Source organism: Stenotrophomonas sp. 96582_Sma, from assembly GCF_056480905.1.
In genome coordinates this window covers 2,587,080-2,608,146 of the sequence record NZ_CM151122.1, presented here as the reverse complement: position 1 = coordinate 2,608,146, position 21,067 = coordinate 2,587,080, and the positions used below count along the sequence as shown (strand labels likewise).

18 protein-coding genes are annotated in these 21,067 nt (G+C 66.2%); 8 read left to right on the top strand and 10 right to left on the bottom strand.

Annotated features, from left to right (window positions below):
* The first annotated feature begins 5 nt into the window (after nucleotides 1-5).
* The 3 genes from ACZK2R_RS12110 to ACZK2R_RS12100 all read left to right on the top strand — a co-directional run bounded on the left by ACZK2R_RS12110 (nucleotide 6) and on the right by ACZK2R_RS12100 (nucleotide 4,289).
* Nucleotides 6-500: a CS1 type fimbrial major subunit gene (locus tag ACZK2R_RS12110; protein ID WP_100434714.1), complete on the top strand. Its 495-nt coding sequence runs from the start codon at nucleotides 6-8 to the stop codon at nucleotides 498-500.
* A 67-nt stretch (nucleotides 501-567) separates the two neighbouring features.
* Nucleotides 568-3,072 (top strand): TcfC E-set like domain-containing protein, encoded by a 2,505-nt coding sequence (locus ACZK2R_RS12105; RefSeq protein ID WP_125894840.1) that lies wholly within the window; start codon nucleotides 568-570, stop codon nucleotides 3,070-3,072.
* Between the two features lie 29 nt (nucleotides 3,073-3,101).
* Nucleotides 3,102-4,289 carry a hypothetical protein gene (locus ACZK2R_RS12100; RefSeq protein WP_180837242.1) on the top strand — a complete coding sequence of 396 codons (1,188 nt, stop codon included), beginning with the start codon at nucleotides 3,102-3,104 and terminating at the stop codon, nucleotides 4,287-4,289.
* Nucleotides 4,290-4,382: 93 nt separating this feature from the next.
* Here ACZK2R_RS12100 and pip read toward each other — a convergent pair whose 3' ends face one another.
* Nucleotides 4,383-5,330 carry a prolyl aminopeptidase gene (pip, locus tag ACZK2R_RS12095; RefSeq protein WP_100434789.1) on the bottom strand — a complete coding sequence of 316 codons (948 nt, stop codon included), beginning with the start codon at nucleotides 5,328-5,330 and terminating at the stop codon, nucleotides 4,383-4,385.
* Between the two features lie 114 nt (nucleotides 5,331-5,444).
* Between pip and ACZK2R_RS12090 the strand changes: the two genes are divergently transcribed.
* On the top strand, nucleotides 5,445-6,110 hold the full coding sequence (locus tag ACZK2R_RS12090) for a TraX family protein (RefSeq protein ID WP_125894837.1): 666 nt from the start codon (nucleotides 5,445-5,447) through the stop codon (nucleotides 6,108-6,110).
* Nucleotides 6,111-6,573: 463 nt separating this feature from the next.
* A complete protein-coding gene (locus ACZK2R_RS12085; protein WP_049401465.1) occupies nucleotides 6,574-6,930 on the top strand; it encodes a hypothetical protein in 357 nt (118 codons plus the stop codon).
* 166 nt (nucleotides 6,931-7,096) lie between these two features.
* Here ACZK2R_RS12085 and ACZK2R_RS12080 read toward each other — a convergent pair whose 3' ends face one another.
* Nucleotides 7,097-9,343: a TonB-dependent receptor gene (locus ACZK2R_RS12080; protein WP_125894833.1), complete on the bottom strand. Its 2,247-nt coding sequence runs from the start codon at nucleotides 9,341-9,343 to the stop codon at nucleotides 7,097-7,099.
* A 239-nt stretch (nucleotides 9,344-9,582) separates the two neighbouring features.
* Between ACZK2R_RS12080 and ACZK2R_RS12075 the strand changes: the two genes are divergently transcribed.
* Nucleotides 9,583-10,167, top strand: a complete 585-nt coding sequence (locus tag ACZK2R_RS12075; RefSeq protein WP_125894831.1) for a TetR/AcrR family transcriptional regulator — start codon at nucleotides 9,583-9,585, stop codon at nucleotides 10,165-10,167.
* 53 nt (nucleotides 10,168-10,220) lie between these two features.
* Nucleotides 10,221-11,333 carry a DNA glycosylase AlkZ-like family protein gene (locus tag ACZK2R_RS12070; RefSeq protein WP_258015735.1) on the top strand — a complete coding sequence of 371 codons (1,113 nt, stop codon included), beginning with the start codon at nucleotides 10,221-10,223 and terminating at the stop codon, nucleotides 11,331-11,333.
* A 136-nt stretch (nucleotides 11,334-11,469) separates the two neighbouring features.
* On the opposite strand, the gene ACZK2R_RS12065 is transcribed toward ACZK2R_RS12070, so the two are convergent.
* The 5 genes from ACZK2R_RS12065 to ACZK2R_RS12045 form a co-directional block, all read right to left on the bottom strand.
* Complete coding sequence (locus ACZK2R_RS12065; protein WP_125894829.1) at nucleotides 11,470-11,748, bottom strand: DUF3325 domain-containing protein; 279 nt, start codon at nucleotides 11,746-11,748, stop codon at nucleotides 11,470-11,472.
* A complete protein-coding gene (locus ACZK2R_RS12060) occupies nucleotides 11,745-13,355 on the bottom strand; it encodes a PepSY-associated TM helix domain-containing protein (protein ID WP_180837240.1) in 1,611 nt (536 codons plus the stop codon). Before ACZK2R_RS12060 ends, ACZK2R_RS12065 begins: the two co-directional genes overlap by 4 nt.
* Nucleotides 13,352-13,651: a DUF3649 domain-containing protein gene (locus ACZK2R_RS12055; protein WP_032129500.1), complete on the bottom strand. Its 300-nt coding sequence runs from the start codon at nucleotides 13,649-13,651 to the stop codon at nucleotides 13,352-13,354. The genes ACZK2R_RS12060 and ACZK2R_RS12055 overlap by 4 nt, the downstream gene beginning before the upstream one ends.
* A 52-nt stretch (nucleotides 13,652-13,703) precedes the next feature.
* The gene (locus ACZK2R_RS12050; protein ID WP_180837238.1) at nucleotides 13,704-15,881 is read right to left on the bottom strand and encodes a TonB-dependent receptor; all 2,178 of its coding nucleotides are present in this window, start codon (nucleotides 15,879-15,881) and stop codon (nucleotides 13,704-13,706) included.
* Nucleotides 15,882-16,076: 195 nt separating this feature from the next.
* Entirely contained in the window at nucleotides 16,077-16,913 is an 837-nt protein-coding gene (locus ACZK2R_RS12045; RefSeq protein WP_012511171.1) for a siderophore-interacting protein, read from the bottom strand.
* Between the two features lie 170 nt (nucleotides 16,914-17,083).
* On the opposite strand from ACZK2R_RS12045, the gene ACZK2R_RS12040 reads away from it, so the two are divergent.
* Entirely contained in the window at nucleotides 17,084-17,698 is a 615-nt protein-coding gene (locus ACZK2R_RS12040; RefSeq protein WP_125894821.1) for a TetR/AcrR family transcriptional regulator, read from the top strand.
* A gap of 427 nt (nucleotides 17,699-18,125) precedes the next feature.
* On the opposite strand, the gene ACZK2R_RS12035 is transcribed toward ACZK2R_RS12040, so the two are convergent.
* The 3 genes from ACZK2R_RS12035 to ACZK2R_RS12025 all read right to left on the bottom strand — a co-directional run bounded on the left by ACZK2R_RS12035 (nucleotide 18,126) and on the right by ACZK2R_RS12025 (nucleotide 21,037).
* Complete coding sequence (locus tag ACZK2R_RS12035; protein ID WP_180837236.1) at nucleotides 18,126-19,052, bottom strand: ABC transporter six-transmembrane domain-containing protein; 927 nt, start codon at nucleotides 19,050-19,052, stop codon at nucleotides 18,126-18,128.
* Nucleotides 19,053-19,240: 188 nt separating this feature from the next.
* Nucleotides 19,241-20,317 carry an ATP-binding protein gene (locus ACZK2R_RS12030; RefSeq protein ID WP_121503630.1) on the bottom strand — a complete coding sequence of 359 codons (1,077 nt, stop codon included), beginning with the start codon at nucleotides 20,315-20,317 and terminating at the stop codon, nucleotides 19,241-19,243.
* Nucleotides 20,318-20,320: 3 nt separating this feature from the next.
* Nucleotides 20,321-21,037 (bottom strand): response regulator, encoded by a 717-nt coding sequence (locus tag ACZK2R_RS12025; protein ID WP_180837234.1) that lies wholly within the window; start codon nucleotides 21,035-21,037, stop codon nucleotides 20,321-20,323.
* Nucleotides 21,038-21,067 lie beyond the last annotated feature (30 nt).

Genomic DNA, 21,067 nt, shown 5'->3' with positions numbered 1-21,067 from the left:
CATCCATGTCCCTGAAGACCACCCTGCTGGCAGCGGCTACCGCCCTGCTGATCACCCCGGCCATTGCCCTGGCCGCGACCGAAACCAAGTCGATCACAGTCAACGTCACCGCTGATGTGCCGAACACCGCTGGCCTGCAGGTGTCCACCCCCGATGGCTGGGAAGGCCTGCCGCAGAACCTGCCGTGGGATACCGCCCGCCAGACCCTGGGCGATCTGACCGGCCGTGTCATCAACATCAAGTCGCCGGCGGCCATCACCGCCTATCTGTCTGCGCCGGCGCAGATGGCCTCGGCCGCCGACGTGGTCGACCTGGCCGTGAAGCTGGACAACGTGGTGGTGCCGGCCACCTCGGCCGCCAAGATCACGGTGGCCAATGCCGCACAGGCCGCGGCCGGCAAGTCGTTGGCGTTTGCCATTACCCCCACCGTGCCGACCGATGGCTACAAGCAGGGCAGCTACGGCGGCCAGTTCCACATGATCTTCGAAAGCGATATCTGACGATCATGCAGCTTCGTGCCCTTCCTGCCGCATCGCAGATGCAGCGGGAGGGCACGGGCATCCGCCCATGAAACGACCCGTCCGTCCCGCATCTCCGGCCCTTGCGCGATTGGCTGCCGGCATCGGCGCCGTGGTGTTTGCCGCGTCCAGCCATGCCGCCGGTCTTGCGCTGGGTGAGCTGCCCAGCCTGCTGGAGCAGCGCGAGCGCATGCCTGCGGAGTTCCGTGAGCACCTGTTCGGCAATCCGCTCACCGTGCGGGTGGAGCTGGACGGGCGCTACCTGGGCGACGCCGAGGTGCTGCTGCACGAAGACAATCGCGTGCAGCTGATCGGTTTCGGCGAAGCCCACGGCAGCCCGCTTCCGCAGACGGAGCGTTCGCGCTGGGCAGACGTGCTGGCCGAGCCGGTGGCGCTGGGTGTGTGCAGCCAGCAGTGTCGCGGATTGGCGGCGCTGCACTACAGCCTGTCCAATTCCCTGCTCAGCCTGCTGACCCAAGCAGGTGCGCACAAGGAAGGACGCCACGTCGCGCTGCCGGAGCGCGGCAGCCATGGACTGATCGTCCGCAACAGCGTGGCCGTGCATGGCGGCCAGGAACAGCAGACCTCCGCGCGCTACAGCGCTGAACTGCGCGGCAGCGTCGGCCGCTGGAGCACGGTAGGCAGTTACCAGTACTACGCCCAACCGGGTAGCCGCGAGCACTATCTCAGTGCCCTGCATGCCCAGCGCGAGCTGGGCGACCATTTCGTGCGTGCAGGCTACTTCCTGCCCACCTTCGAAGGCATCATCCGCCAGCCGCGCGCACCCGGCACGCAGAACGATACCGCGCTGGGCTTCATGCTCGGCTCCTCGGACGTGCTGCTGGCGGACACGCGCAGCCCCAGTGTGTACCCGGTCTATGTCACTGCCAGCCGCGAAGGCGTGGTGGAGATCCTGCGCGACGGCAACCTCCTGTCCACGCAGGCCGTCAAGCCGGGCATCCAGGAGATCGACACCCGGCGCCTGCCCGGCGGCATCTACGACGTGGAACTGCGGGTCATCGAGGACGGCCACGAAGCCTCGCGTGAGACCGCGTCGATCCACAAACCAAGTCGATGGAGCGACCCCAGCCGCCGCTGGCGCTACAGCGTGTTCGCTGGCCAACAGCGGGGCCTGCTCGATAGCGGTCGCGCACTGCAGGAGGGCAGGCTGGCCGCGGGTGCGGTGGTCAATTACCTGGTGCATCCGCGGGCGGTGGCCGGTGCCACCGTGCAGCAGATCGGCACGCGCCGCGCGGCGGGGCTGTCGATGGACTGGCAGGCCAGCGACCGCTTCAGCACCTACACCAATGCCTATACGTCCAGTGATGCCGGGCGCGGCGTCGACCTGCAGGGGTTGTACCGCTACCGCGCCGGATCGGTAGTGGCCAACCATGCGCGCAGCTGGGCAGAACAGCGCCAGCGCGTCCTGCCCGGTGACGGCTCGGTGCCGCGTTGGGAAACCCGCGGGGGCTGGCAGGACACCACCGCGGTATCGATCACCCATCGCTTCAGCCATCGCGACAACGCCAGCCTGCGGGTGGCGCGCAGCTCGGGCTTCACCAAAGGCACCGGCATCGATGTGTCCTATGGACGTCGGGAGACCCTGTTCGGCAGGCACGACGTGAACTGGCGGGTCTCGGCCTACGACCGCCCTGGCAGTCGCTTCACCCATTACCGCCGTCAGCGCGGGATCGACCTCACCGTCAGCGTATCGCTGGGCAGCGAGCGTCGCAGCTACAGCGGCAGCCTGGGCAGTCGTACCGGCGAGGGCGGCCAGCGCGACACCTACGTCAGCGCGGCAGCGACGCAGCGTGTGGATGGCAAGCTTGTGCAGACCGTGAACGGGATGATCAGTACTGAGCGCAGTGGCATTGGCGCTGGAGCAGGTGCGTACCTGCAGAGTTCGTTGCTGGAAGGTGATGTGCAGCTGTACCGTGGCGCGGGCTCGGGCCACGTCAGTGGCAGCGCCAACCTGGACAGCACGCTGGTGATCGGCGGTGGCCGTGCTGCGGTGCTTGGCCAGGGCCGCAGCGGCAGCGTGGATACCGGCATCATCGTCGACGTGCGCAGCGACTACTCCGACGTGATGCTGCGTGGCGACGACAGCCGGGGCGGCGGTGTGGAGTTGAAGCCGGGGCGCAACTTCGTGCCGGTAACCGCGTACCGTGCGGGCCACGTGCAGTTCGACTTCCATGGGCGGCATGCTCCCGCGGCCACGCTGCAACCGGCAACCATCAGCTACCACCTCAACAAGGGTGGGGTGATGCACGCTACCGTGGATGTGTTGCGCACCTTCACCGTAATGGGCCAGGTGCTGGATGCCGACGGCAACGGCGTGCGCGGTGTACAAGTGATCAACCATGCCGGGCGCAGCGTCAGCCAGGAGGAGGGATTCTTCACGCTGGAGCTGAGCGCACGCGCGCCGGTGGTGGAGCTGCGCTATCCGAACCTGGTGAGCTGCGTGCTGACGATGGAAGAGGGGCGCTATCCACGGGAGGGGGATGTGCTGATGGTGGGTGGCATTCGTTGCCCCGTGTCATTGGCTGTGAAGTGATTCAGGACCAATAGGAGGTCTCAGTTGAGATGAAAGCGGTGATGGGTGTGGTGGTCTTGTTCATTCTGTCGCAGACATTTCCTGCAGAAGCGCAGGTGGTGGAGAGGACTGTCTCCGGTGAATTTCGGCCGAATGCGCTGAACCCGGGCAACACTTCCTTTGAAAACACGACACCACGTGGGGGGTTCTGCAATTGGCGGCCCGCTGAGTGCGACAGAAGCGGGGCCTACATCTTCGATCTTGGCGCGAGAACGTATTGGACCAAGTCTGGAGATGGCGATCCAGCATCTCGCAGGGATACCACATACGTGCGCTTCCCCGCCCCAAGAGCCGTCACGGTCCGGGAAGTAAGAACCGGTGCAGAGTTCGATGTGACCATCAGTTTCATGGCGATTTCGCTGTACTTGAGTTTCGGCCGGGGTCAGGATCCTTGGTACTACGGTACTGCGGGGGGCTGCACCGCTATTCGTGGGGCGGGCGGATTAGGTTGGTCACACGGAGGATGGGGTGTCCGCACTCCGCCCAATCCTCAGGAATGTTTCAGCACCGTTGCTAGAAACGGCCGAAGCTACTCATATCGGAATGTTGGAATTGGCCTCAATGTAGAGCTTCCGAATGCGACCGCACTGCAGTCGGGGCGATATGAGGCTTCAGAAAGCTGGACTACTGGAGGAGCCGGGGCGGACATTGATCTTGGAGACAATATTACGGGGGTTGAGTCAATACGATTGAACTTCGTGTTTGATGTGATGCATGACTTCAATGTGCGCTTCTCAGAGTCCGCGCCCAGCGTGAAGCTGGCTCCAGAAGAAGGCTGGTCGCAGTGGATTGACCATGGTCGCCCACCCAAACGATTGAGTCAGGAACTGCCGTTCCATCTGACCACGTCGATGGACTTCAGTATGAAGCTTCGTTGCGAGTACGACGCGGGTGATCGCTGTGGGATACGCAACTCCCGCGACGACGTGATAGCGCCAGTGGAGATTGATGTGACGATTCCCGGTATGAGCACTGTGCGCGATGGACGGCCTGCGCAGAACACAGCGCTGCTGCCGGATGATGCGCGGGCGCCACGCTTCACCCCGGATGGCTATCTGATGCAGCGGCGTTCGACGCTGCGATTTACCGCTGGTCGCGAGGCGGTGACGGAGATGCTGAAGTCGCCCGGTTCGCATTGGCAGGGCAACATGACGGTGGTGTTCGACGCCAATCCGTGACAGGAGGGCAGAGCGGCTGGGTAGAGGCGACCAACAGCCGGCTCTACCTGCAACCGGCGGGATGCCGGTCAGCGGCCGCCACTACCCACGCCGTCAGAAGCGGTCGGCAAACGCGTCCGTGGCCCGCACCAGTGCATCGACCGTCGCCGGCTCGTTGGCGCTGTGGCCGGAAGTCACCATCTCCAGCTTTGCTTCCGGCCAGGCCTTGGCCAGGTCCCAGGCGCTGCGCGGCGGGCAGATGATGTCGTAGCGGCCCTGCACGATCACGCCGGGCAGGTGGCGGATGCGATCGATGTCGCGCAGCAGCTGGTCCGGTTCCAGGAAGATGCCGTTGCGGAAGTAGTGCGCTTCGATTCGGGCCTTGGCCAACGTGTCCAGCGGATCATCGGTGGACACCGCATCCACCTCGTGCTGCAAGGTGGCGGCGTTGTCCTCCCAGCCTAGCCAGGCTTGCGCGGCGGCGATGCGGGTGGCCTCATCGGCGCTGTCCATGCGCGTCCAGTAGGCCGCGATCATGTCGTTGCGCTCGTCCTCCGGGATATAGGCCTCATACCGATCCCAGCGCTCCGGGAAGATCCAGCGCGCACCACCGTTGGCCTCGGCAAACCAGCGGTTCTCGATCTCACGACCGAGGAACACGCCGCGTACGATCAGGCCAGTGGCGCGCTCAGGATGTGCCTGCGCGTAGGCCAGCGACAGGGTCGAGCCCCAGGAACCGCCATAGACCAGCCAACGCTCGATGCCGAGGTGCTCGCGCACCTTCTCGATGTCGGCCACCAGATCCTGCGTGGTGTTGTCGCGCAGCTCGCCGAACGGTGTGGAGCGTCCGCTGCCACGCTGGTCGATCAGCACGATGCGGTAGCGTGCCGGGTCGAAGAAGCGGCGATGGGTGGGCGAAATGCCGGCACCCGGTCCGCCATGCAGGTACACCACCGGAATCCCGTCGGGCGTGCCGCATTCCTCGATGTGCAGGGTGTGCAGATCGCTCACTGGCAGGGTGAACTCGCGGTAGGGCTCGATGGCGGGGTACAGGGTGCGCATGGCAGGCGTCTCACAAGCAGGGGCGGCCAGCATAGCGCCGCCGCCTGTGGCCTGCAGCGGCGGGCTCCTGCGCGGTGCTGGAAATGGGCTGGCCGATGCGCATAAGCTGCCGCGATGCAAGCGACCACGGCCGGGACGTCCACCTTCAACCTCACCCTCGGCAGCGGCGCACGCGAGCTGCTGAAGTGGATCGCACTGCTGACCATGACCGGCGACCACGTGGCAAAAGTGGTCTACGGCGGCTACCTGCCGGTCATAAGCGAACTGGGGCGCATCGCGTTCCCGCTGTTTGCACTGGTAATGGCCTGCAACCTAGCCCAGCCGGGTGCAGACCTGCGCAAGTCGATCCGTCGCCTGGCCGTATGGGGCGTGGTCGCGCAACCGCTGCATGCACTTGCCTTCGGTCCCTGGTTGCCACTCAACATACTGCTTACTTTTGCCCTGGCTGCGGTGGCGGTGCATGCACTGGCCAGCAATCGCCCACTGCTGTTGCTGCTGGCGGCGGGCATGGCGCCGATGCTGGTGGACTACCAATGGGCGGGCGTCGGCTTCGTGCTGCTCGGATGGCTGGCGTTCCGCCATGGTGCGTGGTGGCTGCTGCTGATCGGGCTTGCTGCAGTGTGCTGGGCCAACCACAACGGCTGGGCGTTGCTGGCCGTTCCTGTGTTGCTGTTGGCGGCGCGGGTGCCGTGGCAACTGCCGCGCTGGCGCTGGGCGTTTTATGGATACTACGTGGGGCATCTGGCGGTGCTGGCGTTGATTGCTCGTCTGCTTGCGTAATGTCGGAACTGGCATGTGGCATGTCCCTGAATGCCGGATGCGGTCAAGGAATGCGCGATGCCGATGCGGGTGAAGCATGCCGTCATCGGCGTAGTGCAAGTTGTTGAATCTTCGGCTCGATTGTCGATATGCGACAATGCTGCCACTGCGTGAACGTTGCTGTCTTTGCACTTGGGTTGTTGGCGCCTGCCACCCCGTTGTGCTCATGATGGGGTGCCATCGAAAAAGGATGGCCGGGGCCTGGAAACCCCGTTGGTCGCGTGTAGTTTGCGCTCGCCAGCCGGCGTCGCCTTGTGCGGCGTCGGCTGGCATTCCGTTCGAGCTTTATGGCGGGCGGTGCGTGGAGGTGGGTGAAAACCCACCTGCCGGTTAGTGCTTACGCGACCACCGGATTTCCAGCCACGTACCGTCCGCCGCCTTTGTTAAGGGCGGTGGTCCTGCATGCCTTGCACGGAGACCTGCCATGAATGCATCGGAGTTCCCCCATCAGCGCGCCCCGGCCAATGCCGATGAGGGGCACGACATCCCGCCCGATCCCAACAGCCTGACGACCCTGCTGCATCGCATCGGGTTGGGCGCGGCTGCTGACGGTCAGTCTTGGCCCGAGCGCCATCAACTGCCGGGCCGATGCATGGCGTTGGCCGATGCTGATGGTGCGCTGGCCGGTCTGCGCATCGTGCAGGAAATCCTGCTGGCGGCGGAACGCGCCCGGCAGAATGGCAGCCCGGACCAGTACGTCGGCGATCGAGTGATGGAAGGGCTGAAGCTGGCTGCGCTGGCGTTGACCAGCCATGCCATTTTCCGCCTGCAGCCGGGTTGAACGGGTAGGCCGAGGTTCAGTAGATCCACGCCATGCGTGGATGCTTCTGGCGGATCAACATGGAGGCAGCCAGGCATGGCCTGGCTCTACTGATGAAGCGAGTCGAGCATGGCTCGACTCTCTAGGTGGCGAATGCCAGTAGATCCACGCCATGCGTGGATGCCTTTCAGAAATCCATCGTGGCCGACAACAGCACCGTCCTCGGCGCACCCAATGCGAGGCTCGACAACAACGGCATGCCCCAATACGCCTTGTTGGTCACGTTGTTCACGCTGGCGCGCAGGGCAAGCGGTCGGCTCGCCACCGTGGTGCTGTAGCGCGCACCCACATCAAACAACGTGCGCCCCGGCACCGACAGGCGATTGTCGGCACTGATGTACTGCTTTGACATCGCGGTGGCATTGCCGGTCAGGGTCAAGCCCTCCAGCGCCGGCACATCCCATTCCACGCCCAGCTTGGCCTGGCGTTGCGCAACGGCGGTAGCAATGCGGCCTTCATTCACGCCACCGGCGGTGCGGGTCAGCTTCGGCTGCACGTAGGCCACGCCGCCCAGCAGGCGCACGCCGTCCAGGGGCGCGCCGAAGAAGCCCCATTCCACGCCACGGTTACGCTGTTCGCCACCGAACGAGAAGATATTCGTGACCGGATCGGTGTAGCTGCTCGGGCGCTTGATCTCGTACACGCTGAAGGTGTGCGCGAAGCTGCCCAAGTCCAGCTTCAGGCCCAGCTCCTTCTGCTTGGTGCGGAAGGGTGCAAACACATCGCCGGCGTTGGCGGCGGTCATCGGCGCGGTGGCGCCCTGGCTTAGGCCTTCGATGTAGTTGGCGTAGACCGAAAGCTTATCAGTGGCCTTCACCAGCAGGGCGGCGGCCGGGGTGGCGGCGCTCTCGTCATAGCGCGAGGTGCGCGCACCGCTGGCTACGTTGAAGGTCTCGCTGACCACCTGCTGGCGGCGTACGCCCAGTGTCAGTTGCACGCGGTCATCGGCAAAGGACAACGTGTCGGCGAAGCCGATGCTGTCCAGCCGCAGTTCGGTGTGCGAGATATGCGGCGCGATGAACGGCGCAGCCGGGCCCCACACCGGGTTGTAGAGGTTGGTGGTCCAGTCCCAGCCCGGCACGCTGCGGCGGCCGTAGTCGTTCTGGGTGTGCTGGTAGTGGGTCACGTTGGCGGCCCACTGATGGCTCACGCTGCCGGTACGGAAGCTGCCGCGCAGGCCGGCATCACCGGACTGCTTCTTGATGTCGAAGGCGAGCTGGCCGATCACCGTGCTGAAGTCGCCGGCTGGATTGAGGATCTGCGCGCTGATCGAACCGTTGTAGCGGTAGTCGGTCTTGCTGGTGCCATAGGCCAGGTAGGCCATCAGGTGTTCGTTGATGTCCAGCTCGCCGCGCAGCATCGCGCCCTTGTCCTGGCTGTCCACGTAGGCCCAGTCCGGGTTGATCAGGGTGTCGCCACGGGGCGGGCGCGGAATCGCCACGCCCGGCGCCAGGCCGACGCCACGGGCCGGGCCGTCCACGCGGTCGTCGGCGCTGTACAGATCGGCGGACAGGCGGGCGCGCTCGCCGCGCCAGTCCAGTGCCAATGAACCCAGCTGCACCTTCTTGCTCTGCTTGCCCACTGCGCCGTCGCCATCACGGTAGGCGCCGTTGAAGCGGATGCCGAACTGCTTGTCAGCGCCCAGACGGCGGCCCACATCCACATGGGTACCGAATTGCGCATCGGAAGCGAAGTTGGCGCTGACCCGCAGCAATGGTTGCTCGCTAGCACGCTTGGGCACCAGGTTGACGCTGCCACCGACCGAGCCGCCCGGTGGCATGCCGTTGAGCAGGGCGGACGGGCCCTTCAGCACCTCGATGCGCTCGAACATCTCCGGCGAGGTGCGGTAGTACGGCGCCATGCCGCTGAGGCCGTTGAAGGTGGTATCGCTGGTGCTGGAGGCGAAGCCGCGGATGGCGTAGTTCTCGCTCCAGGAACCAGTCACGCCGTTGCTGAACACCGTCGGGTCGGTGGCGGCGATGACATCGGTCAGGTCCTTGGCCTGGCGGTCGCGGATGAAGGACTCGGTGTAGCTGACCGTGCTGAACGGCGTGTCCATGAAGTCCTTGTCGCCGAGCAGGCCGACCCGGCTTCCAGAGGCCACCTGGCCGCCGGCATAGTCGCCGGTCACCCGGCGCTGTTCCTGCACCTGCACCGAGGGCAGGGTGGACGGCGCGGATTCGGCCAGCGCCGCAAACGATGCCAGCAGGCCCAGTGCCAGGGCCGACATCCGGATGCCCAGCGCCTGCGTCTGGCCGCTACGCGCATTGGGGGTGCTCTGGTAGCGCCGGGCCATGCCCGGCGGGAGCATCAACACGCGGGTCGGATCAGCAGCTGCGCGTAGCAGCGGAGAGGGAAGGTCGTACACGGTCATGCCAGATTCCTGTGAATCGCAGGTGCGAACGCGCCTGGCGCGCTGCCATCGGCAAGCACGGGAGAGGGCGCAGCGCAGGGTTGTCGGCTGGGTGGGGACCTGGCGGGAAGTGAGCCATGGGCTCGATCGCGGACGGCGGCGGTGTTGCGAACCACACGCATTCCGAATTAGTTGAGTAAATTAAACTAAACCATATGAAGCGGACAAGAGGGTCCCTTTGCTGGCACCCTCGCTACGGTATGAACATGCACCCTGAAACCCCGGCGTCGGCCCGTGGCCGTCCGCCCACCATCACCCCTGATCGTCTGGCCGACATCGGCATCAAGCTGGGCCTGCCGAACCTGACCATGGCCAACGTGGCCGCCGAGCTGGCGGTGACCCAGGCCGCGGTCTACAAGCGCGTGGCCAATCTGGAGGCCTTGAAGCGGCTGGTGGCCGACACGGTGTTCCAGCGCTGGCAGATTCCGCGAGCGTCGGCCGATGCACCGGGCGGTCTGCAGGCTTACCTGCTGGGGTTCGTGGATTCGCTGTGCGAAGTGGTGAAAGCGCACCCCGGGCTGCCGCCGTACCTGCTGCGTCGTTCGGTGGCGACCACGCCGATGCTGGAGAAGATCGCCTCGCACCAGGCCCATGTGGCCGAGGTGTTCGGCCTGCCGCTGGACAAGGCGCGCTGGCTGCTGGCCACGATCGCGTTCTACTGCATTGCCGGTGCGGATACGGTCTACGGGATTGCCGACGACGAAGAGGGCCAGGTGATCACCGAGTTCAAGCAGGGCATGCGTGCGCTGGTGATCGGTTCGCTGCAGGTGTTGGAACTTCGGTAGATCCACGCCATGCGTGGATGCCGTTGCACGGTTCCCCACGGCCCCATCCACGCATGGCGTGGATCTACAATGCGGCCATGCCTGCCACGCCCACCCTCGATGATCTGCGCCGCCATGCGGTGGCGCGCACGCTGTTCAAGCCCACCACGCTGCTGACCGCGATCCGTCGCCTGGGCTTCGTGCAGGCCGATCCGATCCGTGCGCCCGCGCGTGCGCAGGACCTGACCCTGCGCCATCGGGTGAAGGACTACCGTGCAGGTGATCTGGAGCGGCGTTATGCGCGCCTGCCAGTGGAAGAGGATTGCCTGGTGAACTACGGCTTCCTGCCGCGCGAACATCTGGCGCTGATGCACCCGCGCGTGTCCAAGCGCGAATGGGATGCCGAAACCCAGCGCCGCGCGGCGGACGTACTGGCCTTCGTGCGCGAGCGTGGCAGCGTGCATCCGCGTGAGGTCGACCAGGCGTTCGCGCATGGTCGGGTGACCAACTACTGGGGCGGCACCAGCAATGCCAGCACGCACCTGCTGGAGGGCATGCACTACCGCGGGCTGTTGCGGGTGAAGCGGCGCGACAGCGGCACCCGCATCTATGCCGTGGCTGAGCACGGGGAAGCCGATGCCAGCGCGCAGGCGCAGATCGAACGTGCGGCTGCTTTGATCGACCTGGTGGTACGCAAGTACGCGCCGCTGCCGTCGGGCAGCCTGACTTATCTGGTGCGCCTGTTGGGCTACGGCGCACCGCATCTGGCCGAACAGACCCGGCAGGCGTTGATGCTGGCCAAGCAACAGCTGGCCAGCTGCACGCTGGACGGCACCACTTGGTACTGGCCGGCCGACGAGAGCCCGCGCTCGCGCCGGCATGCGCCGGACGAAGAGGTACGCCTGCTGGCGCCGTTCGACCCGGTGGTGTGGGACCGCCGCCGCTTCGAGCTGCTGTGGGGCTGGGTCTACAAGTTCGAGGCCTACACACCTGCGCCGAAGCGGCAATACGGCTACTACGCGCTGCCGGTGCTGTGGCACGACCAGGTGGTGGGCTGGGCCAATCTCAGCGTACGCGACGGTGAATTGGCGTCCAGCGTGGGCTACGCCGGCAAGTCGCTGGCCCGCGACAAGGTGTTTCGTGGCGCGCTTGAAGACGAACTGCAGCGCATGGCGGAGTTCCTGTAGCGCCCAGCGGCGCATGGGTGCCTATCGCTCCCGGTGCCCACCAAGGTGGGCATCTACCGAAGCAACGCTCCTAAGGCCTGGTAGTCGCCAACCTTGGTTGGCGCCGTGGTGTATGGGTGCCCACCAAGGTGGGCATCTACCGACTCCACCGCCCATGCACCACCATCGCCAACACCACCACGCCCGCGGCAACGCTGGTGTGACCGGACAGCGCGGCCAGACCGAAACCCACGCCCAACCCGCGCATGGCAAACACGGTACTGAACACCAGCAGTGCCCAGCCAATCGCGCGCAGCTGCTGGGTTGCCTGCGCGCTCAGCACACGACGCAATACGTCCCGCTGATGACGCTCCATCGCCAGTGCCAGGCAGGCGAACGCGGCCAGCGACAACACGAACAGAATGACGTGGATCATGCGCTGGCCTCCGGTGCCGCAGTGCGTGACGCGGCAGACGGCCGTGCACGCCTCACCTTCGGCGCATGCCGCCAGGTGCGCCAGGCCAGCAGCGTGTGCAGGGCGGCCAATGCCAGTAGGGTCAGGTCGGTGCCAGCGAATGCCCAGTCGCCCGCGGCCAGCGTGCGCCACAGCGGATGCAGCGTGGTCACCGCAGTCAGCACCGGCAGCAGCGCCAGCAGCAACGCCGCCAGCAGGAACTGTTCGATCCATGCACGCTTCGGTGTGCGCAGCGTGGCGTGCACGAACATGGCCGCCCAGGCCAGGAAGAACACATGCACCTCCCACGCCGCGCGCCCGTCCATGGCAGTGGGTAGCAGGCGGTTCGCCCACAGGTAGGCCGCCATCGCCACCGACAGGCCGGCGACGGTGGCGATGTTGAGACGCTCGACCAGGCGGAAGCCGAAGTAGGGGCGCTGCGGATCAGGCAGCTGCGCGCGGCGCTTGACCGTCCATAGCACCAGCCCGGTGCCGACCATGGCGGTGCCGGCCAGGCTGACGATGAAGTACAGCCAGCGCAGGGCGGCATCGGCGAAGCGGCCCAGGTGCAGGCCATACAGCACGCCCTGGGTATCGGCGGAAACGCCCGAGTGTTCCTTGATCTGCAGCAGCTGCCCACCGCTGCCGTCGAACAGCAGATAGTTCGGGGTGGTCGAAACACGGCTGGACTGCGCACGCACCACGGCCACGCGTGCGTTCTCGTCGCCGGGATTCTGCACCTGCACGCTGCCCACCGCGCCGGCTCCCCAGCGCTGCTCGGCCTGCTGCACCAGTGCACCGACGTTGGTGAGCGGAGCAGGGTGGCCGGCGGCCTTCTGCGGTGGCAGGAACAGGCGCATCTCGCTGACGACCTCGGCCTGCTGGCGCTTGTCCGGCAGCTTGGCCAGGCCCCACGGCATGTACAGTACCGCCAGCATCACCAGGCCGCTCCAGGTGATCATGAAGTGGAACGGCAGGCCGAGTACCGACAGCGCCGCGTGTCCATCCAGCCAAGAGCGCTGGCCCTTGCCCCAGCGGAAAGTGAAGAAGTCGGCGAAGATCTTCTTGTGGGTGATTACGCCGCTGACGATGGCGACCAGCATGAACATCGCGCACAGGCCGACGATCCAGCGGCCCCACATCGCCGGCATGTAGTGCAGGTTGAAGTGGAAGGCATAGAAGAAGTCGCCGCCGCCGGTGTCACGTGCCTGCAGCGGTGCACCGGTGCTGGCGTCGAACAGGCCCGAGTCGAAGCCATGCCGGACACGCCCGCCCGGGCTGGCCCACATCGCCGACACCCACGGCATGCGCGTGCTCGGCAGGCTGAGGTTGATCTGGCTGGCCGCAGGCGTGTCGGCCATGATCGCCGTGACGGTACGCTGCGCAACCACAGCGGCGTCCGGCAACACGGACGGTGTGGCGATTTCCGGGCGGGTGTAGCGCGAGAGCTCGTCGCGGAAGTAGCTGGCGGTGCCGGTGAGGAACATCGCGTACAGGATCCATCCGGCCAGCAGCCCCACCCAGATATGCAGGTCGGACATGGTCTGGCGGATGCCGCGTGGCTTCGGAGTGCGATCGACCTTGCTCATGCAGCGCCTCCGTTGCCGACCGTCTGTGCGATCAACCACAAGGGCAACGCGACGAGGAGCAGGCCCAGCCACGCGCGCCACGCCGAGCGCACCGCGAACACCCAGACCACGGCGCCGGCGTACAGCAGGAAGCTGGCCAGCATGCCAGTGAACACGGCCTGGCGACCATCGATGGGCAGCGCCAGTGCCGCGATGCTGCACAGTGCGGCCAGCACATAGCCGCCGAACAACGCGGCGATGATGCGTGAGACCAGGGGCAGCCAGGTCAGCACGGAGGCGGTACGGGAAACGGTCAAAGCACTTCTCCAGGGCACCACGCGCAATGGCGTGGCGCCCTTGAAACGAGGATCAGAAATCGATGGTGGCCGACAGCAGGGCGGTGCGTGGCGTACCCAGCCCCGAGCCGAGGCTGCCCGCCCAGTACGCCTTGTTGGTCACGTTCTGCACGGTGGCACGCAGTACCAGCGGATGGCCGGCCGCTTGCGTCGCATAGCGGGCACCGAGATCGAACACGGTGCGGCCCGCCACCCACTGGCTGTTGTCAGCAGTGATGTAGCCCTTGGACAGGCTGACCGCGTTGCCGGTGAGGGTGAGGCCGGCCACGGTCGGCACGTCCCATTCGACGCCGAGCTTGCCCTGCCATTGCGGTGTGGCCGTCGCCAACCGACCTTCGTTGACGCCGCCCTGGGTACGGGTCAGCTTCGGCTGCAGCCAGCCGATGCCACCGAGCACGCGCAGCTGTTCGGTGGCCTGGCCGAACACGGTCCATTCCACGCCCCGGTTGCGTTGCTGGCCTCCGAACGAGAACACGTTGGTCGCCGGGTCGGTGTAGGAGCTGGGCTTTTCGATCTCGTACACGCTCAATGCGCTGGCCAAGCGGCCGAAGTCGAACTTGGCACCGACCTCGCGCTGGCGGGTCTTGAACGGCGGGAACACGTCGCCCGCGTTGGCGGCGGTTGCCGGGGCGGTGCTGCCCTGGCTCAGGCCTTCGATGTAATTGGCATACAGTGACAGGCGGTCGCTGGCCTTGAACAGCAGTGCACCGGCCGGGGTGTTGGCGCTGGCGTCGTAGCGTGCGGTGCGCTTGCCTGTGCCGCCATCGAAGGTATCGCTGAGCACGGTCTGGTGACGGATGCCCAGGGTCAGCTGCACACGATCATCGATGAAGGACAGCGTATCGGCGATGCCGAAGCTGGTGGTGCGCACTTCCGCGGTCTTCGGCAGCGACGCATCACTGAAGCTGCGGTCGATGGCAGGGCCCCACTGCGGGGTGTAGATATTGGTTACCCAATCGCGGGCCAGCAGGTTGCGCTTGAAGCCGAACTTCTGGTCGTGCTGGTACCAGGCTGCACTGATGGCCAGCGCGTGATCGACCGCGCCGGTGCGGAAACGCGCCGACAATCCGGCTTCGGCGGTGTCCTTGCTGTAGATGAAGCGTTGGTGGGCGAAGTTGTTGCGGAAGTCGCCGGCGGTGTTGGTGATCAGCGTGGTGGCACTGGCGATGGAGTCGAAATCGGTATGGCCGTGGCCGTAGCTGGCATGCGCCTGCAGGTAGTCATTGATGTCGAACGACCAGCGCAGTGCGGCGGCCTGGTCCTTGACGGTGCTGAAGGTCCAGTCCGGTGCAAACAGGGTGCTGGCTTTCGGCGGGCGGGGCACGGCCAGGCCGGGCGCCAGCGAGACGCCACGGTTGAGGCCATCCACATGGTCGCGGCTGCTGAACAGGTCCAGCGACACCTGCGAGCGCTCACCACGCCAGTCCAGGCCGAGCGATGCGAGCTGCGTCTTGTGCTGCTGGTGGTCGGTGGCGGTGTCGCCGTCGCGATGCACGGCATTGAGGCGTACGCCGAACTGCTTGTCCGCGCCGAAGCGGCGGCCGACATCCAGGTGACCGCCCCACTGCGCGTCGCTGCCGTAGCTGGCGGTGAAGCGGGTCAGCGGCGTGTCGCCTGCACGCTTGGGTACCACGTTAACCGCACCGCCCACCGAGCCACCGGGCGGCATGCCGTTGAGCAGCGCGGACGGGCCCTTCAGCACTTCGATGCTCTCGGCCAGTTCGGGAGTGACGCGGTAGTAGGGGATCAGCCCGTACAGGCCACCAAAGCCGATATCCGACGAGGCGACACCGAAACCGCGGATGTTGAAGTAGTCGGTGATGCCACCACTGGAGCCACTGTTGTAGACGCTGGGGTCGGTCAGTGCGATGACCCGCACCAGGTCCGGCGCCTGGATGTTGTCGATGAAGTCGGCGGTGTAGCGGGTGGTGTTGAACGGCGTGTCCATGAAGTCGAGCTCGCCGAGCAGGCCGACGCCGCTGCCGCGCGTGACCTGGCCGCCGGCGTAGGTATCGGTGGGTGCGGTCTTGTCGGCGCGCACGTTCACGGTGGGCAACTGGCGGGCGCCATCGGGTGCATCGTTGGCGTGTGCGGCGGTGGCGATCAGCAGGGTGGGCAGCAACGCCGCACGGGCGGCCAGAGACAGCGCCGAGCGGCGTGGGAGGGGCAGGGTTCGCAGGGGGAGGGACATGGCGGTTCTCGTGTGGTGGGTCGTGCGATCGGCCAGCACGGCGCCGTCTGTGACCTGCAGGGGCAGGACGACGCGGGCTGTGGAATGGCTGGCAGAGGGCACGGCACTGCCGCTGTGGCAGTGCTGCACGCGAGGTGCGTGGGCGATCTGTGGCTGGGTGGAACGAAGCGCGGGGCGCGGATACTGCGGGGTGGATCAGATATCGTCGGCGAGGTCGTCGAGGTCCTGCAGGCCACCGCCGCGTGCCAGCACGCGCTCGTAGTTGCGGCGGCGACGCTGGTCGGTCTCGGTGGTGGTCTCGCCACGTTTCCAGTAGCCGGCCACGGCAACGTCGCTGCGTGGCAGGCCGACCGTTTCGATGAAGTGGCGGCGCAGGGCACGCATTTCCTCGCGCTCGCCGGCCGCCCAGACCGTGCTGCCGGGTTCCGGCCGCAGTTGGCGCGCCTGCTGCAGCAACGGCACGTCACCGGTGGCGAGGCGGAGCACGCGGACACCTTCAATGGCGGGCAGTTCGTCTACCGGGAATGCATCATCCGAGGCGATCCAGGCCTCTGCGCGCAGGTCGGCCGGCCACTGCTGCAGCAATGCAAACAGGGCAGGGATGGCGCTTGGGTCGGCGAACAGGAGGGCGCAGGTGCCCTCGCGCTGCGGTACCTGCAGATGGGGGCGCGGTCCGGTCAGATCGAAGGCATCACCGGGGCGCAGCGCACGTACCCAGGCCAGCATCGGCCCCGGCGCCTCGTGCAGCACTACGTCCAGGGTGAACTGGCGGGTGTTGGGATCGAGGCTGCGCACGGTGTAGATCCGTGACACATCGCCGAACGTGGCGCCGAGCTGGATGCGCACGGCGGTGTTGGCACGCTGCCAGGGCGCGAGTTCTGCATGTTCCGGCAGCTGGACCACGAGGCGCAGCAGGCTGGCGCACGGCTGTGCAACCGCGACCACCTGGACCTGCAGCGCCTGCAGGCCGCGATCATGGTCGGCGCCGCGCAGCGGCCCGGCCGGGGTGATTGAAGTGGGGGACGCGGACATCGACAACGATCCTGGACACTGCAAATGCGAATTAGTTACATCATAGTAAACTAAATTGATCGTGCCGCAACCGGGGCCTGTCCACGGACCGCAGCGACGCGTTGACCACGGCGTCGCTGCGGACCACCATGACGGCCCTTGCCCGCGCACCGCGCAGGAACCGTTACCGCATGGCTGCACCGAAAAAGACCGCTGCCCGTGGGCGACCGCCCACCATCACCCGCGAGCGCATCGCCGACGCCGGCATTGCCATGACGCTGCCGGGGCTGAGCTTCGTGGGCGTGGCGGCGGCGTTGGGGGTCAGCCACATCGCGCTGTACAAGCATGTGGCGAATCTGGCGGCACTGCGCGAGCTGGTGGCCGAGGCGATCTTCGAGCGTTGGCAGGCACCGGCACTGGATGCCGCTGGCCGGCGCAGCATCGAGGAGGATCTGCGTGCGTTCCAACGTTCACTGCGGACGCTGGTGGACGGGAATCCGGGCCTGGCGCCGTTCCTGGTCAGCCACGGCGCGAAGACACCGGAGATGCTGGCGCGCATCCAGCGCCACCATGCCGAATTCAGCCGCGTGCATGATCTGCCGCTCGAGCAGGCGGCGTGGCTGCTGTCGACCGTGGCCTATCACGCCGTGGCGTTGGCCGACACCGTGTACTCACGCCATGCGGTGGTGGATACCACGCGACGCCCGCTGGATCGGAAGGCGCAGGAGGCCGAGTTCGACCGCAGCATGGAAGCGTTGATCATCGGTGCATTGGCGATGTGCGGGCGCACGGCAGGCGCGAGGTAACCGCCAATCCTGGTTGGCACCGTTGCCCCGGTAGTCGCCAACCTTGGTTGGCGCCGCGATACATCGTTGCCCACCAAGGTGGGCATCTACCGGTCACGCGGCGTCCTTGCGCTCCGCATCCTCCATGCCGGGGCTGACGCGGCGGCCGATGTCCTTCCGCGAGGTAACCGCCAATCCTGGTTGGCACCGTTGCCCCGGTAGTCGCCAACCTTGGTTGGCGCCGCGATACATCGTTGCCCACCAAGGTGGGCATCTACCGGTCACGCGGCGTCCTTGCGCTCCGCATCCTCCATGCCGGGGCTGACGCGGCGGCCGATGTCCTTCCGCGAGGTAACCGCCAATCCTGGTTGGCACCGTTGCCCCGGTAGTCGCCAACCTTGGTTGGCTCCGCGATGTGTCGGTGCCCACAAAGGTGGGCATCTACCGGTCAAGCGACATCCTTGCGCTCCGCATCTTCCATGCCCGGGCTGACGCGGCGGCCGATGTCCTTCAAGCGCGCCAGCTGATCCACCATCGACGGTGCATCGTCCAGGCTGCCGACGAACGTCCACAGGTAGGTCATCACCGCATACACATGACCCGGCGTCACACCGTCGGTGGTGGCGAGTCGGCCGATGGTGAGCGCGAACAGCACCGCTGCCGCTGCGCCAACGACTACGAAGGCACTGGCTTCGCGATCGGAGAGCAGGATGCGCAGCCGCGACAGCGTGGTGTAGTGGCGACGCAGCACCGAAGGACTGACCCGGTCGACCAGGCGGATCTCATGCTCCAGCCGGTTGTTCAGTCGCCCATGCAGCTGCTCGTTGCGGCGTGCGAACGACGGCATCAGCAACACCGCTCCGAGCAAGGCGATCAGGCTCGCGGCGCCCACCAGCGGTTCGATCACCAGCAGCATCACCGCCGCACCAAACATTGATACGAGCGCGGTGGCGATGATCGGCACGTGCTTTTCGAAGAAGTCGACGAACTCACGGGCCAGCACAACGCGTGCGGCCGAGGTGGAGGTGGCGTGGCCCAGCCTGCGCTGCGCCTGCACCACGTTCACCGCCAGGTCGGCATAGATGCGGGTGAAGGTACGGGTATCGACCGCACGGCGGGCAGCACCGACCAGCCAGAACAGCAGCACCACGCCGGCGTAGGAGATTGCGTGGCCGATGTTGCCGCGGATGATCGCGTCCACCGCGAAGCCGGCAAACAGCGGATAGGCCAGCAGCAGCGCATTTTCCAGCGCCACCAGCGAAAAGGTGCCGGTGAGCTGCCACGGATAGGTTCGCAGGATGGCCTTGAGCGTGGCGGCCGCGTTCTGCTGGCCGATGCTGCCGGCGGCGGCCGCCGGATCGTGTGGGGGTTTCATGCGGGTGCCTGGGTGGGTCGGAGTCAGAGCAGGGGACGGATGCCTGCCATCTCCCGGATCGCGCCCAGTATCTGCAGCCCTTTGGAGAAGGCATGGAGGGACGATGGAGATTGCGTGGAGAAACCGGCGCCGTTCAGCGATGCGAATGTCCACCAAGGTGGGCCGCTACCAGGGCAGTGTCTACCGCCTCAACGGCGGGCATGCACCGGCCAGCGGATTTCGAAGGCACTGCCACCACGTTCGGTGGCCCGGCATAGCGCTGTTCCGTGATGGGCCACGGCAATCGCACGCACCACCGCCAGGCCAAGCCCGGAGCCACCACTCTGCCGCGAGCGGGAAACATCCGTGCGCTGGAAGGCTTCGAAGATGCTGTCGCGAAGGTCGTCCGGCACACCGGGGCCGCCATCTTCCACCGTGACGGTGCAATGGCCTTCGGCCAGCGTCACGTACACCCGCAGCGGGCAGGGAATGGCATGGCGTCGTGCATTCTCCAACAGTGCCAGTACTGCCTGGCGGATGCGTGCAGGATCGCAGTCGGCCAGCGAAGGTCGTGCGTCCAATGTCACCGAGAAACCACTCTCGGTCAGTGCCTCGGACATCGCTTCAACCACCGCGGCCACCTGCACACTGACATCGCTGCGCTGCAGGCGCAGATCCAGGTGGCCACTCTCGGCCAGGCTGACCACGCGCAGGTCCTCGATGATGCGGGTCAGGCCTTCCAGCTGGGTGAGCATGCTGTTGAACTGCTCAGGCCCCGGCTCGAACACGCCTTCGGCGATGCCCTGCAGGCGGCCGCGCAGGATGGTCATCGGCGTGCGCAGTTCATGCGCGATCGCCGCGTTCCAGAACACCCGGTTCTCGGACATCCGGCTCAGCCGTTCTGCCATGGAGTTGAAATCGCTGACCAGCGTGGCCGCTTCGGCCATCGTGGTATCACCACCGCGTGCACGCGCTTCCAGATCGCCACTGGCGACCCGGCGCAGGCTTTCGGCCACCGAGTTCAACGGCGTGATGATGCGCCGGGTCAGGCGCGAGGCGACCAGCGTGGCGAAGATGACGACCACGGTGGCGGTCAATCCGATCCACAGCCATTCCAGCCCGGACGGCATGATCGTTTCCGGCTCGTCGTACCAGCGCGGATAGAACACCTCCATGAGGTAATAGAACAGGTAGAAGCCGCTGATCGACAGCACCGTCGAACACAGCGAGGCCACCGTGATGGACAGCGTGATCTGGCGTCCGATGCTCTTGCCTTTGGGGTTCATCATTCAGTCCAGGAAGCGGTAGCCGACGCCGCGGATGGTGGCGGGAATGCCGATCACGCCGACATCCTCCAGCTTGCGCCGCAGTTTGCTGACATGGCTGTCGACGGTGCGTTCCTGCGCGTCGCCCTCGGGCAGGCAGGCATGCAGGAGATCGGCCCGCGCATGTACCTGCCGTGGCGCACGCGCCATGTGCACCAGCAGCCGGAACTCGGTGAGGGTGAAGGTCAGTGCGTGCAGTTGCTCGCCATGGCGCACGGTCACCTCGTGGCTGCGCAGGTCGATCTCGAAGGGCCCTTGGCGGATCAGTCCGTTGGGCGCTTCGACCACGGTCCGGGAACTCCGGCGCAGCACGGCCTGGATGCGGGCGACGATCTCGGCCGGATTGAATGGCTTGGCCACGTAGTCGTCGGCGCCCACGCGCAGCCCGGTCAGCTTGTCCACGTCCTGGTCGAGCGCAGTGAGCATGATGACCGGGGTGTTGCCGATCCGTCGCAGTTCGCTCAGCACCTGCCAGCCATCCAGTTTTGGCATCTGCACATCCAGCAGCACCAGGTCCGGGCGCAGTTGGCGGTGGCTGGCCAGTGCCGCCTCACCGTCGGCGGCGCGGGCGCTGCGCAGGCCGGAACGGGCCAGGTAAGCACTGAGGATGTCGGCGATTTCGCCCTCATCTTCGGCAATCAGCACCAACGGTGCCTGTCGGGTACGGAGATCGTGTTTCATTGCGTGCTGCGGGTTCGGGGCAAGGGTGGG

Coding starts and splice junctions, on each gene's coding strand:
- ACZK2R_RS12110 (WP_100434714.1), top strand. CDS start 6: ATGTCCCTGAAGACCACCCTGCTGGCAGCGGCTACCGCCCTGCTGATC.
- ACZK2R_RS12105 (WP_125894840.1), top strand. CDS start 568: ATGAAACGACCCGTCCGTCCCGCATCTCCGGCCCTTGCGCGATTGGCT.
- ACZK2R_RS12100 (WP_180837242.1), top strand. CDS start 3,102: ATGAAAGCGGTGATGGGTGTGGTGGTCTTGTTCATTCTGTCGCAGACA.
- pip (WP_100434789.1), bottom strand. CDS start 5,330: ATGCGCACCCTGTACCCCGCCATCGAGCCCTACCGCGAGTTCACCCTG.
- ACZK2R_RS12090 (WP_125894837.1), top strand. CDS start 5,445: ATGCAAGCGACCACGGCCGGGACGTCCACCTTCAACCTCACCCTCGGC.
- ACZK2R_RS12085 (WP_049401465.1), top strand. CDS start 6,574: ATGAATGCATCGGAGTTCCCCCATCAGCGCGCCCCGGCCAATGCCGAT.
- ACZK2R_RS12080 (WP_125894833.1), bottom strand. CDS start 9,343: ATGACCGTGTACGACCTTCCCTCTCCGCTGCTACGCGCAGCTGCTGAT.
- ACZK2R_RS12075 (WP_125894831.1), top strand. CDS start 9,583: ATGAACATGCACCCTGAAACCCCGGCGTCGGCCCGTGGCCGTCCGCCC.
- ACZK2R_RS12070 (WP_258015735.1), top strand. CDS start 10,221: ATGGCGTGGATCTACAATGCGGCCATGCCTGCCACGCCCACCCTCGAT.
- ACZK2R_RS12065 (WP_125894829.1), bottom strand. CDS start 11,748: ATGATCCACGTCATTCTGTTCGTGTTGTCGCTGGCCGCGTTCGCCTGC.
- ACZK2R_RS12060 (WP_180837240.1), bottom strand. CDS start 13,355: ATGAGCAAGGTCGATCGCACTCCGAAGCCACGCGGCATCCGCCAGACC.
- ACZK2R_RS12050 (WP_180837238.1), bottom strand. CDS start 15,881: ATGTCCCTCCCCCTGCGAACCCTGCCCCTCCCACGCCGCTCGGCGCTG.
- ACZK2R_RS12045 (WP_012511171.1), bottom strand. CDS start 16,913: ATGTCCGCGTCCCCCACTTCAATCACCCCGGCCGGGCCGCTGCGCGGC.
- ACZK2R_RS12040 (WP_125894821.1), top strand. CDS start 17,084: ATGGCTGCACCGAAAAAGACCGCTGCCCGTGGGCGACCGCCCACCATC.
- ACZK2R_RS12035 (WP_180837236.1), bottom strand. CDS start 19,052: ATGAAACCCCCACACGATCCGGCGGCCGCCGCCGGCAGCATCGGCCAG.
- ACZK2R_RS12030 (WP_121503630.1), bottom strand. CDS start 20,317: ATGAACCCCAAAGGCAAGAGCATCGGACGCCAGATCACGCTGTCCATC.
- ACZK2R_RS12025 (WP_180837234.1), bottom strand. CDS start 21,037: ATGAAACACGATCTCCGTACCCGACAGGCACCGTTGGTGCTGATTGCC.